Origin of the sequence: Vibrio aquimaris (assembly GCF_009363415.1) — a bacterium.
Classification (GTDB): Bacteria; Pseudomonadota; Gammaproteobacteria; order Enterobacterales; family Vibrionaceae; genus Vibrio; species Vibrio aquimaris.
Window position 1 is genome coordinate 400520 of record NZ_CP045350.1, and the last position, 13646, is coordinate 414165.

General features: G+C 43.0%; 16 protein-coding genes. 3 read left to right on the forward strand and 13 right to left on the reverse strand.

Going from position 1 to position 13646, the window contains the following annotated elements; translation table 11 throughout:
* Window positions 1–258: 258 nt before the first annotated feature.
* The 6 genes from hemW to FIV01_RS01965 form a co-directional block, all read right to left on the reverse strand.
* Entirely contained in the window at window positions 259–1437 is a 1179-nt protein-coding gene (hemW, locus tag FIV01_RS01940; RefSeq protein WP_152429486.1) for a radical SAM family heme chaperone HemW, read from the reverse strand.
* A gap of 11 nt (window positions 1438–1448) precedes the next feature.
* Window positions 1449–2054, reverse strand: coding sequence for an XTP/dITP diphosphatase (locus FIV01_RS01945; protein ID WP_152429487.1), 606 nt, complete (start codon window positions 2052–2054; stop codon window positions 1449–1451).
* A gap of 28 nt (window positions 2055–2082) precedes the next feature.
* Window positions 2083–2514: a DUF4426 domain-containing protein gene (locus tag FIV01_RS01950; RefSeq protein WP_152429488.1), complete on the reverse strand. Its 432-nt coding sequence runs from the start codon at window positions 2512–2514 to the stop codon at window positions 2083–2085.
* A 175-nt stretch (window positions 2515–2689) separates the two neighbouring features.
* Window positions 2690–3247 (reverse strand): YggT family protein, encoded by a 558-nt coding sequence (locus FIV01_RS01955; RefSeq protein ID WP_152429489.1) that lies wholly within the window; start codon window positions 3245–3247, stop codon window positions 2690–2692.
* Between the two features lie 39 nt (window positions 3248–3286).
* A complete protein-coding gene (gene proC / locus FIV01_RS01960) occupies window positions 3287–4105 on the reverse strand; it encodes a pyrroline-5-carboxylate reductase (protein WP_152429490.1) in 819 nt (272 codons plus the stop codon).
* Between the two features lie 11 nt (window positions 4106–4116).
* On the reverse strand, window positions 4117–4845 hold the full coding sequence (locus FIV01_RS01965; RefSeq protein ID WP_152429491.1) for a YggS family pyridoxal phosphate-dependent enzyme: 729 nt from the start codon (window positions 4843–4845) through the stop codon (window positions 4117–4119).
* Between the two features lie 24 nt (window positions 4846–4869).
* Between FIV01_RS01965 and FIV01_RS01970 the strand changes: the two genes are divergently transcribed.
* Window positions 4870–5907, forward strand: a complete 1038-nt coding sequence (locus tag FIV01_RS01970) for a type IV pilus twitching motility protein PilT (protein WP_114787444.1) — start codon at window positions 4870–4872, stop codon at window positions 5905–5907.
* Window positions 5908–5918: 11 nt separating this feature from the next.
* Window positions 5919–7025 carry a PilT/PilU family type 4a pilus ATPase gene (locus FIV01_RS01975; RefSeq protein WP_152429492.1) on the forward strand — a complete coding sequence of 369 codons (1107 nt, stop codon included), beginning with the start codon at window positions 5919–5921 and terminating at the stop codon, window positions 7023–7025.
* 18 nt (window positions 7026–7043) lie between these two features.
* Here the strand turns inward: FIV01_RS01975 and ruvX are convergent, their stop codons facing one another.
* Genes ruvX through rsmE form a run of 4 tightly spaced genes read right to left on the reverse strand, consistent with a single transcriptional unit; the run spans window position 7044 to window position 9794 of the window.
* Window positions 7044–7466 carry a Holliday junction resolvase RuvX gene (gene ruvX / locus FIV01_RS01980; protein ID WP_152429493.1) on the reverse strand — a complete coding sequence of 141 codons (423 nt, stop codon included), beginning with the start codon at window positions 7464–7466 and terminating at the stop codon, window positions 7044–7046.
* 17 nt (window positions 7467–7483) lie between these two features.
* Window positions 7484–8047 (reverse strand): YqgE/AlgH family protein, encoded by a 564-nt coding sequence (locus FIV01_RS01985; RefSeq protein WP_152429494.1) that lies wholly within the window; start codon window positions 8045–8047, stop codon window positions 7484–7486.
* A gap of 53 nt (window positions 8048–8100) precedes the next feature.
* Window positions 8101–9051 carry a glutathione synthase gene (gene gshB, locus FIV01_RS01990; protein ID WP_152429495.1) on the reverse strand — a complete coding sequence of 317 codons (951 nt, stop codon included), beginning with the start codon at window positions 9049–9051 and terminating at the stop codon, window positions 8101–8103.
* A gap of 11 nt (window positions 9052–9062) precedes the next feature.
* Window positions 9063–9794, reverse strand: a complete 732-nt coding sequence (gene rsmE / locus FIV01_RS01995; protein ID WP_152429496.1) for a 16S rRNA (uracil(1498)-N(3))-methyltransferase — start codon at window positions 9792–9794, stop codon at window positions 9063–9065.
* Window positions 9795–10103: 309 nt separating this feature from the next.
* On the opposite strand from rsmE, the gene FIV01_RS02000 reads away from it, so the two are divergent.
* Window positions 10104–10715 carry a LysE family translocator gene (locus tag FIV01_RS02000; RefSeq protein ID WP_152429497.1) on the forward strand — a complete coding sequence of 204 codons (612 nt, stop codon included), beginning with the start codon at window positions 10104–10106 and terminating at the stop codon, window positions 10713–10715.
* 14 nt (window positions 10716–10729) lie between these two features.
* Here the strand turns inward: FIV01_RS02000 and FIV01_RS02005 are convergent, their stop codons facing one another.
* The 3 genes from FIV01_RS02005 to metK all read right to left on the reverse strand — a co-directional run bounded on the left by FIV01_RS02005 (window position 10730) and on the right by metK (window position 13493).
* Window positions 10730–11218, reverse strand: a complete 489-nt coding sequence (locus FIV01_RS02005) for a SprT family zinc-dependent metalloprotease (RefSeq protein ID WP_152429498.1) — start codon at window positions 11216–11218, stop codon at window positions 10730–10732.
* Between the two features lie 64 nt (window positions 11219–11282).
* Window positions 11283–12080 (reverse strand): DUF2189 domain-containing protein, encoded by a 798-nt coding sequence (locus FIV01_RS02010; protein WP_152429499.1) that lies wholly within the window; start codon window positions 12078–12080, stop codon window positions 11283–11285.
* Window positions 12081–12338: 258 nt separating this feature from the next.
* Window positions 12339–13493, reverse strand: a complete 1155-nt coding sequence (gene metK, locus FIV01_RS02015) for a methionine adenosyltransferase (RefSeq protein ID WP_152429500.1) — start codon at window positions 13491–13493, stop codon at window positions 12339–12341.
* Window positions 13494–13646: the final 153 nt, after the last annotated feature.

Here is a 13646-nt window from a genome sequence, read left to right on the forward strand (position 1 = left end):
AATAACAACGAAAATTATAGGTAATTAACTTTTTAGTAAATAGATAGTATGGCTTATATAATTATGATTATCTTTTGAAGCTAAAGTTCCTAAGTAAAAGTAATTTATGGAAAATAAAGTTATTTTGTGATTATTACCCAACAAATAAATCTTGGTAAAAATAAAGTAATTAGCTATTGCTGTTTGAGGGTTAGTGAAAAGTACAATGAGTCTTGGCCTAGTATAAGTAAGTCAAATGGCATTGTACTTTGCAACGAATTACTCACCATCCACCATAAACGCTTCTAGCAAGTCATTAAGGAAGAGTTTGCCTTTTTCTGTGACTTGCCAGTGTGTCTCGCTTTCGCTGATGTAGTTCATACTGATAGCCCAATCCATGGGTTTTCTTATTGCTTCAAAGCTAAGGCCTGTCGTGTTAAGAAAATCTTGCTTAGGGCAAGCTTCGAGAAGGCGGAAGCGGTTCATAAAAAACTCAAATGGCCGATCGTCTAGTGCCACTTCTTCCTCATTGTAGAGGTAGGGCTTAACCATATTATCATAAGCGGCGAGGTAGCCTTTAGGATGCTTGATTTTAGTCGTGCGAATGATTCGTCCATCAGCAAAACTAAGCTTACCGTGAGCCCCGCAACCAATACCTAAGTAATCGCCAAAGCGCCAATAATTGAGGTTATGTTGGCACTGATGATCAGGCTTACTGTAACCAGAGATTTCATACTGCACGTAGCCAGCCTCGGTAAGCTTTTGGTGTCCTTGTTCGAAAATATCCCACAAGGCATCGTCGTCAGGTAAGGTTGGGCGCTTGTAATGAAATAGTGTATTGGGTTCAATCGTCAATTGATACCAAGACAAATGAGGTGGTGACAGTTCAATTGCTTTCTCTAGGTCGTTTAAGGCTTGGTCAAGTGACTGATCCGGTAGACCATGCATTAAGTCGAGATTAAAGCTGTGTAAGCCTATTTTATGAGCCAGTTTGGCCGCATTTACGGCTTCGTCTTGACCATGAATACGACCAAGTTTGGTGAGTTTGGACTGCTCAAAGCTCTGCACGCCAACGGATATGCGCGTGATGCCTGCTTTTTGGTATCCTAAAAAGCGCTCAGCTTCAATCGTGCCCGGGTTGGCTTCCATGGTTATCTCAATACCAGATTTAAATGGAATTCTTGTTTCTATGCCTTGAAGTAGTTCGGCGATTCCCTTTGCAGAAAATAGGCTAGGGGTGCCACCACCGATAAAAATAGAGTGCAGTTGTCTCGGGTTCGAGCTGATTTGATAACGTTCTATGTCTGTATCGAGATCTTGCAGCAGTGCAGCAATATAATCTTGTTCTGGGATATCCGCTTTTAGTGCGTGAGAGTTAAAGTCGCAGTAGGGGCACTTTTGTACACACCATGGAATGTGTATATAAAGGCTTAATGCTGGAGGTATTAATTGACTCATTTTAGGTAAGACTACAAAGGCTGCGCAGATAATTGACTAAAGAGCTTTTGTAGCGCTTTACCACGATGTGAAAGCTGTTTTTTGCGCTGTGGTTCAAGTTCTGCTGAGGCGCAGTTTTCTTCTGGAACAAAGAACACAGGATCGTAGCCAAAACCATTTTGACCATGAGTCTTTGTAAGGATTTTGCCTTCCCATGTGCCGTGACAGATAATTGGAGTTGGGTCGAGTTCATGGCGCATCAACACTAGAACGCAGTGAAAACGAGCACTTCGCTGCTCCTCAGGGACATTCTGCATAGCGGCAAGTAACTTATCGATATTTTGTCTATCTGTCGCCTCTTCCCCTGCATAACGAGCAGAGTAAACGCCAGGTGCGCCATTGAGAAAATCGACTTCTAACCCTGAATCATCAGCGATCGCAGGCAGCCCTGTTTCTTTGGCGGCATGTCGAGCTTTGATGATGGCGTTTTCAATAAATGTTGTACCCGTTTCAGCGACCTCTGAAACTTCAAATTCGCTTTGAGCGACCACATCAAACCCAAAATCAGCGATCAGGTCAGCCATCTCCCGAACTTTACCTTGATTACCAGTGGCGAGGACAATTTTGTTTTTATTCATGATTTTGCCTTAGAAGTAGCCTTTATGCTTATTCTTCTACATAAAATTTTTGGGAGAACTTTAACCTTCCAGTGCCTTTATTACCAGCATTGATGTCAATATCGAAAGTTAGATTCTCTTGATCAGAAATAGAAAACTCGGCCAAATAGTATATGGCACTGCCTTCTTTAACTTGGGTAAATTCAAGAGGTTTGATTTGACCAATCAGATTTTTCGCCTGTCCTTTTACTTTGGCGGTTATCGCAGGCTTCCCTGCTTGGTAAGTATCTAGAACACTGATGTTTAGAATGGCGGAGTAACCATTACGCTTAAGTTGGTAGCTGCTGGCAACTTGTGGAGTAAGGAAAGTTGAGTTGAAGGCTGAGTAATGAACTTCAATTTCTTTGATGTTTTTGAATTGTCCAGCAAAGCTTGGCAGAGCAAATAAACTCGCGAGTGTTAGAATGATCCATGTTTTCATTTATTCTTCCTAAATAACTAATTTATATCGATAGCCGAGACACTTCTGTCCGATGATACACAGGTGAACAAAGCTTCTCATCCATAATATACGGCTTTACAAATACGCTAGGTCAATAAAGAAAAAGCCATCTTGCGATGACTTTTCTATCAAAATTGTTTGGTGTATGTGTTGGTTACAGTTGGTACCAAATTGAGCCGATAAGATCGCCCATTAAGAAGTTAGCGAACTGCAAGCCAATAAAAAGGACTAATACACTTAAATCAAATCCACCCATGGCTGGGATGATGCGTCTAATTGGTGCAAGCATAGGTTCAGTTAATTGATGGAACACATACTCAATTGGGCTGCGACCTTGACTGACCCAACTTAAAATTGCACGAATGAGCAGTACCCAGAATAATAACCCACCCGCAGCTTTAATCAGAGAAAGCAGTCCTAGGTATAAGAAATCGGCACTAAAAGATACTGAGCCGCTGGAGGCGATAAATATAATCGCCACAAACTTCAGAATGCACAGTACATAAGCAAAGAACACGGTAGCAAGATCGATACTACCCACCGAAGGTATGACTCGGCGAAGTGGTGCAACCACAGGTTGAGTCGCTTTAACAATAAACTGTGAAAACGGGTTGTAGAAATCTGCGCGTGCAGCCTGCAACCAAATACGTAAGATCACTACCATAATGTAGAGATCAAACAGGGTGGAAATTAGAAAACTCATTGAATTCATAGATTACCCTTAATTTCATAGAGCGCAAGGCTCAGAAGATTAAAACTGTTGTTCCATTTCTTCGGCACGTGCAACTGCAGCCTGCATAGCTTTTGACACTATATCCGAAAGTTGGTGTTGATTAAATGTGCGCAATGCTTCTGCTGTCGTTCCACCTTTTGACGTTACTTGCTCTCGTAGCGTCGATAACTCAATATCTGGGTTGGCAACGACCATGTGCGCGGCACCTAAAGCAGATTGCTGAACCAGCTCTCGCGCGGTGTGTTTATCAAAACCTTGTGCAATAGCTTCAGCTTGCATGGCTTCTAAGAACAAAAAGAAGTAGGCAGGCGCACTTCCGGCTGCTGCAATAACATTATTGATACCGCTCTCTTTTTGTACCCAGCAAGTTTTGCCTACCGCGCTCATCAAAGTGTTAGCGAAAGCCTTATCCGATTCACTGACTTGCGTTGGTGCAAACATGCCGCTCATGCCTAGGCCAAGCTGTGAAGGCGTGTTTGGCATGACGCGAACAATGTTTAAGTTGTGATCTAGCATTTCACATAAACGCTGACAATTAATGCCAGCTGCAATCGAGATAACGAGTTTGTTTGACCAGTCTACAGGTCGCAGTGCAGAGCACACGTCTTGCATCATTTGCGGCTTGACGGATAATACCACGACATCGGCTTGCTCTGCGGCGGCAATATTGTCACTGGTGGTGTTAATTGAAAACTCTTGTTCTAGCGGCCTACGTCTTGTTTTTGAAGGTGCCGTTGCTGTGATGCAAGATGCCGAGTAGCCCCCCGCGACTAAACCAGAGACGATAGCCTTCACCATATTACCCGCGCCAATAAAGGCGATGTTTTTATGTTCCATTGTTACTCTTTCTATTTGGTTTGAGGCTTACTTTTGTAATCACGAGCCCCAAAAATCGCTGTCCCGATGCGTACCATAGTGCTACCTGCTTCAATTGCGGCCTCCATGTCTCCACTCATCCCCATAGATAGCGTATCTATGGGCAGATTCGGAAAGCGCTTGGCAAGAGCCTCTTTGAGTTCCGCCAAGTGAGTAAATGCAGCCAATTGTAAGTCATAACTAGCAACATTGGCAGGAATTGACATCAACCCTCTTAAAGTGAGGTTTGGTAGTGAAGAAATCAACTCCGCGAGCTGAAAGATTTCTTGCTCTTCACAGGCTCCTGATTTTGAATCTTCACTGCTGGTATTGACTTGAATAAGTACTTGCAGTGGGGGCAGGTCTTTTGGACGTTGATCGTTTAGCCGCTGGGCTATTTTCGCTCTATCTATGGTATGCACCCATGCAAAGCTTTCCGCAACAAGGCGAGTTTTATTGGACTGTATCGGTCCAATAAAGTGCCACTCTAGAGCTAAATCTGGATGGCGATTAGAAAAATAAGCAACTTTATCAACACCTTCCTGAACATAATTCTCCCCAAAGGCTACTTGGCCAGCGACAGCAGCTTCGAGAATTGCTTGTGTGGGTTTCGTTTTACTGACCGCCAGAAGTTGCACAGAGCCCATAGGGCGTCCACACTTTTGTTGTGCCATTCTCATTTGTGAGCTTATTTGTTCAATATTTTGTTCAATACTACTCATAGCTAACTTTAGTAAGGGGTTGAAATGGATATTGCTGAATTACTGGACTTTAGTGTAAAGCATAACGCGTCAGATCTACATCTTTCTGCAGGTGTATCCCCAATGATACGTATTGATGGAGAAGTCAGAAAGCTTGGAGTACCAGCATTGAGTCATTCTGAGGTTCATCGATTAATCTCAGATATTATGAGTGACTCCCAGCGTAGCGAATTTGAGGAACATTTAGAAGTTGATTTTTCATTTGAACTTCCAGATGTTGGTCGTTTTCGTGTTAATGCGTTTAATCAATCGCGAGGATGCTCTGCTGTATTTCGGACTATACCTACTGTGATCCCCACTTTAGAACAATTGGAAGCGCCTGCGATCTTTGAAAGTATTTCTAATATGGAAAAAGGTTTGATCCTTGTGACAGGACCAACTGGATCAGGCAAATCTACGACACTGGCTGCCATGGTTGATTACATTAATCGCAACCACAACAAACATATTTTGACCATTGAAGATCCAATTGAATTTGTACACACCAATAACAAATGTCTGTTAAACCAGCGTGAAGTACATAAAGATACTCACAGTTTCAACAATGCCTTGCGTAGTGCTTTACGTGAGGATCCTGATGTTATTTTGGTTGGTGAGCTTAGAGATCAAGAAACAATAAGTCTTGCTCTTACTGCAGCGGAAACAGGGCACCTTGTGTTTGGTACCTTACACACCAGTTCAGCTGCGAAAACCGTTGACCGTATCATTGATGTATTTCCAGGTAGTGATAAAGGTATGGTTCGCTCTATGCTCTCAGAATCACTCAGAGCCGTTATTGCACAGAAGCTACTAAAGAAAGTGGGCGGGGGCCGAGTAGCTTGCCATGAGATTATGATGGCGACGCCAGCGATTAGAAACCTAATCCGTGAAGACAAAGTCGCTCAGATGCAATCTGTAATTCAAACCGGTGCGGCGCATGGTATGCAGACGATGGAGCAGCATTCGAAGCAATTGATTGCTCAGGGACTTGTTGATGCTGAAGAAGTGGCGAAGAAAATTGAAGCTGAATCTGGAATGATGTAAGAGAGGATATAATGGATATCAATGCTTGCTTACAAGGGATGTTGAGTGAAAAGGCATCGGATTTATATATCACTGTCGATGCACCTCTTCTCTATCGGGTGAACGGGGAATTGAAACCCCTTGGTGATACTTTGTCATCTCAAGCGGTATTCACTTTGTTACACAGCATGATGGATGAGGAGCGTCAAAAGGAATATGCCCAAAGCAGAGAAGCCAATTTTGCTGTCGTGAAAGATTTTGGCCGTTTTAGGGTCTCGGCATTTTTCCAACGTGAGCTACCTGGTGCTGTCATTCGACGTATCGAGACGAGTATTCCGACTTTTGAGCAATTGAAACTCCCAGAAACCTTAAGAGATTTGTCGATTGCCAAACGTGGGTTGGTTTTAGTAGTGGGTGCGACAGGTTCTGGTAAATCGACCACTATGGCGGCCATGACAGGGTATCGGAATCATCATCGAAGTGGGCATATCCTTACCGTTGAGGATCCCATAGAGTTTGTACATGAACACGATAAATGCATTGTTACTCAACGTGAAGTTGGTCTAGATACCGACAGTTATGAAGTGGCGTTGAAGAATTCTCTTAGGCAGGCCCCAGATATGATTTTGATCGGTGAAATACGATCTCGAGAAACGATGGAGTTTGCGATGAGTTTTGCTGAAACGGGTCATTTGTGTATGGCGACGTTACACGCAAACAATGCCAATCAAGCGCTTGAACGTATTCTTCACCTTGTACCTAAAGAGCAAAAAGAGCAGTTTTTATTCGATTTGTCGATGAACTTACGAGGTGTGATCGCTCAACAATTGCTTCGCGATAAAAATGGCAATGGTCGACATGGTGTGTTTGAAATCTTGCTAAATAGCCCAAGAGTCTCGGATCTGATCCGACGCGGCGATCTTCATGAGCTTAAAGCGACCATGGCTAAATCCCAACAATCGGGCATGCAGACGTTTGATCAGGCGCTGTATCAGTTGGTTATCGATGATAAGATCACAGAAGATGATGCGCTTCACAGTGCTGATTCAGCGAATGATTTGCGCATCATGCTCAAAACGAACCGAGGGGATAGTTTTGGTGGTGGTGCTTTATCCGACGTGAAAATCGATATGGATTAATTGAGCTCGATATTTCAGCTAACCATATTGGGCTTCAAACCAACTTTCAAGGATCACGACTGCAGACTGACAGTCGACATTGCCTTTACTCAGCGCCTTGTAGCCGCCTCTGTTGAAGAGATCTGATCGGGCTTCTGTGGTTGAAAGCCGTTCGTCATGAAGTTCCACTGGCAAACCAAAGCGACCGTGCAGCCTTTTGGCAAATTTCCGTGCTCTTTGTGTAATACTTTCAAGATCTTTACCATGGAGATCTGTCGGCAAACCGACCACTAATAAATTGGGTTGCCACTCTTTAATCTGCTTTTCAATGTCATCCCAGTTAGGAATACCATCATTGGCTTTGAATGCCTTAAGAGGGGAGGCTGTACCAGTGACTTCTTGGCCTATAGCACTACCAATACTTTTGGTGCCGAAGTCAAAAGCCATAATTGTTTTAGACATAATAATAAATAAAAATGTTAGGCGTGACCAATATCACTGGATAGTTGGGAGGCATCGATACCGAGCATTTGTACGGCTTTTTGCCAGCGTTCATTGATGGGGGTGTTAAACATCACATCAGGATCGGCTTCAATGGTTAACCAAGAGTTTTCAGAAAGCTCGACTTCCAGTTGCCCAGGTTCCCACCCAGAGTAACCCAAAGCTACGATATACTCAGTGGGTTCTTCTTCTGTGCCGAGTACTGCCAGTATATCTTTCGATGTAGTGACAGATATAGCGTCAGTCATTTGAATACTAGATTCATAATGATCTTTTGGCTGGTGGAGAATAAATCCTCGGTCGCCAGATACAGGTCCACCATTGAGAACGGGTTTTTCTAGACTACCTGTTTTGAGTTGAGGCTGCGCTGCCTCAACATCAACTTGTTTGAGCATTTTACCCACTGTGATGTCGATAGGAGCATTAATCATTAAACCCATAGCTCCGTCATCATTGTGCTCACACAAATAGATGACACTGCGTTGGAAGTAGGGATCTTTCATCCCTGGCATCGCAACTAAAAAGTGGTTGGTTAAATTCATAGTTACTCCAGCGTAAACTAAGGTACATTTACGTACCCATGATCCTTGGGCAGTTACTGCTTGCCGATACGACGCTCTATTGCATCCATTAGCTTGCCCGTTATTGAGATATCAAACTCAGCCTCTATTTCACGAATACAGGTTGGGCTGGTTACATTTATCTCAGTCAGCTTATCCCCAATGACGTCTAGACCTACAAATATCAAACCTTTCTCTTTAAGTGTAGGCGCTACAGCCGCAGCTATCTGTTTATCTGTATCAGTAAGGGGCCTTGCCTCCCCTGTTCCACCTGCGGCAAGGTTACCGCGAGTTTCCCCTTTTGCCGGAATACGAGCTAGGCAATACGGCATAACTTCACCGTCGACAATCAGAATCCGTTTGTCACCATTGCTGATGTCTGGGACAAAGGTTTGTGCCATAGCATAGTTCTGGCTATGATTGGTCAAGGTTTCAATGATCACAGATACGTTTGGGTCTTCAGCTTTGACTCGAAAAATAGATGCACCTCCCATGCCATCTAATGGCTTAAGGATCACATCTCCATGCTGTTGACGAAATTGCTTAATTTTTTCCGCTTTACGAGTGACAATTGTAGTCGGCGTCAGTTCAGGGAACCAAGCGGTAAATAGCTTTTCATTACAATCACGTAGACTTTGCGGCTTATTAACGATCAAGCTACCTTGCTGTTCTGCACGTTCCAAAATGTAGGTTGCGTAGATGTATTCTGTGTCAAACGGAGGATCTTTACGCATCAATATTGCGTCAAGACTCCCTAGCTCAATGGTTTGCTGAGATTTAAATTCAAACCAATCATTTGGATCTTCTTTTAAACTAACGACTTTGGTGTCTGCAATCGCAACGCCTTGATCAAGATGAAGATCAGCCATTTCAATGTAGTGGATCTCGTAACCACGACGCTGAGCTTCTAACATCATGGCAAAACTTGAGTCTTTCTTGATGTTGATGGCCTCTATTGGATCCATCACTATGCCTAATTTGATCATTGTTTTCTCCATTAGCCAAGATCACCAAAGCGAACTTGTAGGGCTGTTATAGCAGTTAAAGCAGCCGTTTCCGTGCGTAGCACTCGTGGGCCTAGTAGGATCTCCTCAAACTGGTAATGTCTTGTTTTTTCGATTTCTTCACTCGACAGCCCTCCTTCTGGGCCAATAAGCAGACGTATTTTGTCAACGGGTGTCGGTAGAGTATTAATCGAATATTTTGCTCTTGGGTGTAAATTGAGTTTTAAACCATCGTACTCCTCTGTGCACCACTGCTCTAATGACATGACAGGGCGGATCTCAGGGACGATATTTCTGCCACTTTGTTCACAAGCGCTGATGGCAACTTTCTGCCATTGAGACAGCTTTTTATCAAAGCGCTTTTGGTCGAGTTTTACCCCACATCTTTCCGATATTAGCGGAGTGATGGTATTGACGCCGAGTTCAACCGACTTTTGGATGGTGAATTCCATCTTATCACCACGCGATATCACTTGCCCCAAATCAAGGTTAAGTGGGGATTCGCTGCTTCGCTCGATGCGCTCAGTAAGCTCTACTTGAACGGCCTTTTTGGTGACTTCTGTGATGACAGCGGGAAACTCTGCCCCTAGTCCATCAAAGAGTGTCACTTGCTGTTCGGTTTTCATGCGCAGAACTCTTCCCACATGGCCTGCTGCATCTTCGCTTAGGTTTAGGTTTCCGAGCTGAGTGATTGCTTGAGGGTGATAAATTCGTGGGATTCGCATCAGGGTAAATATCCGGAAAAGAAGTAATTTAACTCCTAACATGGATGCGTTAGAAGTAAAAAACAAGGGGGAAGGGCGTAGAAATAGGAGCCGTAGGGATAGCTTTATTCTCGAGCTATACAAAAACATGGCTTTCCTTTAGCCATTAAATCCAGTATGACAAAACCAATCGATTAAGTGGTAGTTCAAATATTTAAATATCAAGTCTGTTAATTTCAATGGCTTTACATAAAAATAAGACGTAAATTTAAGCAATGGGTGATGCTGATTACGGGTGTTGCAATCATTGCTAACTGATATGAGTAATATATGGAAAGTTATATTCTTTATGTGTGCCTAGCTGGAGCGACTATATCTCTGCCTGGACCAGCTGTCATGCTTACGCTCAATAACTCGGTACAAAAAGGTCGTAAAAAAGCATTGAGTGGAATATTTGGAGTAGCGACCGCGATTCTTTTTATTTCTGCTATCTCTGCGACTAGTCTGGGCGTGATATTGACTCAATCTGCTTTTGCTTTCAGCCTAATTAAGTTTTTTGGTGCTATGTACTTATTATATTTAGGCGTGAAAACGTGGCGCGCAAAGCCTTCATTTGAAGTTACGCTTGGTTCTAGTCATCATTCTTATTCTCGGTGTTTTTGCGAAGGATTCTTGGTTTCTATTTCAAACCCTAAAGCTATCGTATTTTTTATGTCGGTGTTTCCACAGTTTATAGATGCATCAAAAGATCACACCATTCAGTTGCTTGTAATGTCGGTGACATTCAGTTGTCTCGTAGTCTTGATTCACAGTGTTTATTCTTTTATTGCGCACAAGGCTAAGAATAAGCTTTCAACGGAAAAAAATAAGCTGAGAATGAACAAAGTTAGCGGTGGGGTTTTTGTTGGCTTTGCAGTGGGCTTAGCGTCATCAAGTAGATAACTAGCGTTAAATAGTTATGACCCCATGTAAATTAATGTTTGTTGGCAGATTTTGCAGCTATACGAATTGTGATTGCGCTGAATTTTATTGTGGCGACGTATGGTGAGTGGGTGGATCTGACATCCGCATTGGTATTGATAGATTTTTCCTTGCACTGAATCTAGAGCAAAATCGTGAGTGGTGTTGGCGCTGACACCAAATACGGATGTCATTATGTTCTGCCACTCTTTTCCATGGGGTTTGACTCTGCCATATACCTGATAGGTAATAAGATGAGCAACTTCATGTGGAATCACTTCCTGTAAGAAGGCTTGTTGGTTCTCTATGAAAAGAATGGGATTTAAACGGATTTCATTTAGCTGTAAGTACGCTTTTCCCGCTGCTTTGCCTTTGAGTCGATACTTGATTGTTGGCATGGCAAAGGAGTGCTGAAAGTGCTGCTGAGCTATGACTACATACTTTGCCATAATTTGTTGTGCGCGATAGCTAAGTTCTTTGTCCACATCGACTCCCAATAAATTCGCCCCAAGTCATGGGGCGAATAGTATAACGAACAAAGCAAGAGTACTAATGGTGCTTTTTCCTTATTGCATCATGGTAAGCATGCCAGGTTCCGTAACCTAGAATGGGTATAGTGAAAAACATGCCTATCCCGTAGGTCGCAAATCCAATTAAAATCCCACCACAAATAATACCAGCCCAGACAATCATGGCTGGAATGTTAGATTTGACAGCGTTAAAGCTGGTAAACACTGCCGTCATCATGTCGACTCTGCGCTCCATCATCAGCGGAATGGAAAAGGCTGAAATACTAAATACGATGGCCGCTAAGACAAATCCAACAAGCGAACCTATGACAAGGAAAGGCAGAAAATCGGTAATAGGGGCACCTTGGACAGAGGGATAAAGAGCATGAAGAAGGGCAGCAATCCGCATCCAGAAAATCATACATACTGCGAGCAATACAGCAAACGCCCATTGTGACGAAGAGTTACGCCCAATGGCTTTCATTGAGTGTAACAGCTTTGGCTTGTGACCTTTTTCCAGTTCCCAAGCTGCATCATAGAGTCCTAAAGCAAGGAAGGGACCTATCAATCCGTACACAATTAAACTTGGCATTACGACCAGATGTGTACCTTGCCACTGAACAAGTAATACGATTCCTATTGCTGCGGCCATAAAACATAAACCATAAAATCCGCTAATTAGAGGAGCACGTATAAAATCTTGTAAACCGAGTGATAACCAATGAAAAGGCGCCGATACATTGAGTTCATTACATGGGATTGTGCGCGCATATTCACTGTCTGGCACGGGTTGTTGTTTTTGATCTATATCTTCTTGTTGGTTCACCGTACGAGGCATATATCCTCCTTGATCGATTCTCAGTCATAGACCACTTTTCTTTGAAAGTGGCGTGTTGGAACACGATGCTCGGCTTTGCGACCGCTGGTTAAGCTGCGCATCTGTAACTTGTAGGTTAAGAAATTACCATTCGTTTCTTAACCTTTTGTTAACTATTGACCCCTTAACAAAAAATTACAAATTTGCTTATTGCTTTTTGTGGCATAAAACAAAGGGCTTCTGGATATCCAGAAGTCCTTTGTTAATAGGTAAATTAGATTAATTTAGGCCTGCAAACTCACGCAGTAGCACTGCTTTATCTGTCGCTTCCCATGGAAATTCTTCACGACCAAAGTGACCGTAGGCTGCAGTCTTTTTATAAATTGGTTGAAGAAGATTAAGCATCTCTTGGAGACCGTATGGGCGCAAATCAAAGTGTTGACGAACCGCTTCGACAATGACTTCCTTAGACACTTTTTCTGTGCCGAATGTTTCCACCATAATCGACGTTGGATCGGCAACGCCTATGGCGTAAGAAAGCTGAATTTCACAGCGTTCTGCTAGTCCAGCAGCAACAATATTTTTTGCTACATAACGTGCTGCGTATGCAGCACTGCGGTCTACTTTAGATGGATCTTTACCTGAGAATGCACCACCGCCATGTCGGGCTGCACCACCATAAGTATCGACAATGATTTTACGACCCGTTAGACCACAGTCACCCATAGGTCCACCGATAACAAAGCGGCCTGTTGGGTTGATGAAGTAATTGGTATCTTTGTTTAACCATTCAGAAGGAAGAACAGGTTTGATGATCTCTTCCATTACCGCTTCACGAAGCTCAGGTGTAGAGATTGATTCACTGTGTTGAGTTGAAAGTACAACTGCATCAATACCTACGATATTGCCTTGATCATACTGGAACGTAACTTGAGACTTAGCATCAGGTCTTAGCCAAGGTAGAGTGCCGTTTTTACGTACTTCGGCTTGTTTTTGAACCAGAAGATGAGAGTAAGTGATAGGAGCTGGCATTAACACATCGGTTTCATTGGTTGCGTAACCAAACATGATGCCTTGGTCACCGGCGCCTTGCTCTTTAGGGTCGCTCTTATCGACACCTTGGTTAATATCTGGCGATTGCTTACCTATGGTGTTTAGAATGGCACAAGAATCAGCATCAAAGCCCATTTCTGAGTTGATGTAGCCAATCTCACGAACGGTTTGACGAGTTAACTCTTCGATATCTACCCATGCTGAGGTTGTGATTTCACCACCCACCATCACCATGCCAGTTTTGACATAAGTTTCACAAGCAACGCGAGCTTTGGGGTCTTGTTCAATAATCGCATCAAGCACTGCATCAGAAATTTGGTCTGCAATTTTATCTGGATGACCTTCTGATACTGACTCAGAAGTAAACAGGTGTTTAGCCATGATAGCTCCGCTTTAATTTGGGATAGTGAATGAGCTTATTCACTAGTATAGAATAGGTTCAATAATAGTAGGTGTATCTACTTCTAGACGTCTATTTTAGTTTTGCTAGTGCTAATTTCAAGCTTTTTTTACTATTTCATATTCAATTGTTTG

Bases quoted from the DNA above. Each gene is read 5' to 3' on its own strand.
- hemW (WP_152429486.1), bottom strand. From the start codon at position 1,437: ATGAGTCAATTAATACCTCCAGCATTAAGCCTTTATATACACATTCCA.
- FIV01_RS01945 (WP_152429487.1), bottom strand. From the start codon at position 2,054: ATGAATAAAAACAAAATTGTCCTCGCCACTGGTAATCAAGGTAAAGTT.
- FIV01_RS01950 (WP_152429488.1), bottom strand. From the start codon at position 2,514: ATGAAAACATGGATCATTCTAACACTCGCGAGTTTATTTGCTCTGCCA.
- FIV01_RS01955 (WP_152429489.1), bottom strand. From the start codon at position 3,247: ATGAATTCAATGAGTTTTCTAATTTCCACCCTGTTTGATCTCTACATT.
- proC (WP_152429490.1), bottom strand. From the start codon at position 4,105: ATGGAACATAAAAACATCGCCTTTATTGGCGCGGGTAATATGGTGAAG.
- FIV01_RS01965 (WP_152429491.1), bottom strand. From the start codon at position 4,845: ATGAGTAGTATTGAACAAAATATTGAACAAATAAGCTCACAAATGAGA.
- FIV01_RS01970 (WP_114787444.1), top strand. From the start codon at position 4,870: ATGGATATTGCTGAATTACTGGACTTTAGTGTAAAGCATAACGCGTCA.
- FIV01_RS01975 (WP_152429492.1), top strand. From the start codon at position 5,919: ATGGATATCAATGCTTGCTTACAAGGGATGTTGAGTGAAAAGGCATCG.
- ruvX (WP_152429493.1), bottom strand. From the start codon at position 7,466: ATGTCTAAAACAATTATGGCTTTTGACTTCGGCACCAAAAGTATTGGT.
- FIV01_RS01985 (WP_152429494.1), bottom strand. From the start codon at position 8,047: ATGAATTTAACCAACCACTTTTTAGTTGCGATGCCAGGGATGAAAGAT.
- gshB (WP_152429495.1), bottom strand. From the start codon at position 9,051: ATGATCAAATTAGGCATAGTGATGGATCCAATAGAGGCCATCAACATC.
- rsmE (WP_152429496.1), bottom strand. From the start codon at position 9,794: ATGCGAATCCCACGAATTTATCACCCTCAAGCAATCACTCAGCTCGGA.
- FIV01_RS02000 (WP_152429497.1), top strand. From the start codon at position 10,104: ATGGAAAGTTATATTCTTTATGTGTGCCTAGCTGGAGCGACTATATCT.
- FIV01_RS02010 (WP_152429499.1), bottom strand. From the start codon at position 12,080: ATGCCTCGTACGGTGAACCAACAAGAAGATATAGATCAAAAACAACAA.
- metK (WP_152429500.1), bottom strand. From the start codon at position 13,493: ATGGCTAAACACCTGTTTACTTCTGAGTCAGTATCAGAAGGTCATCCA.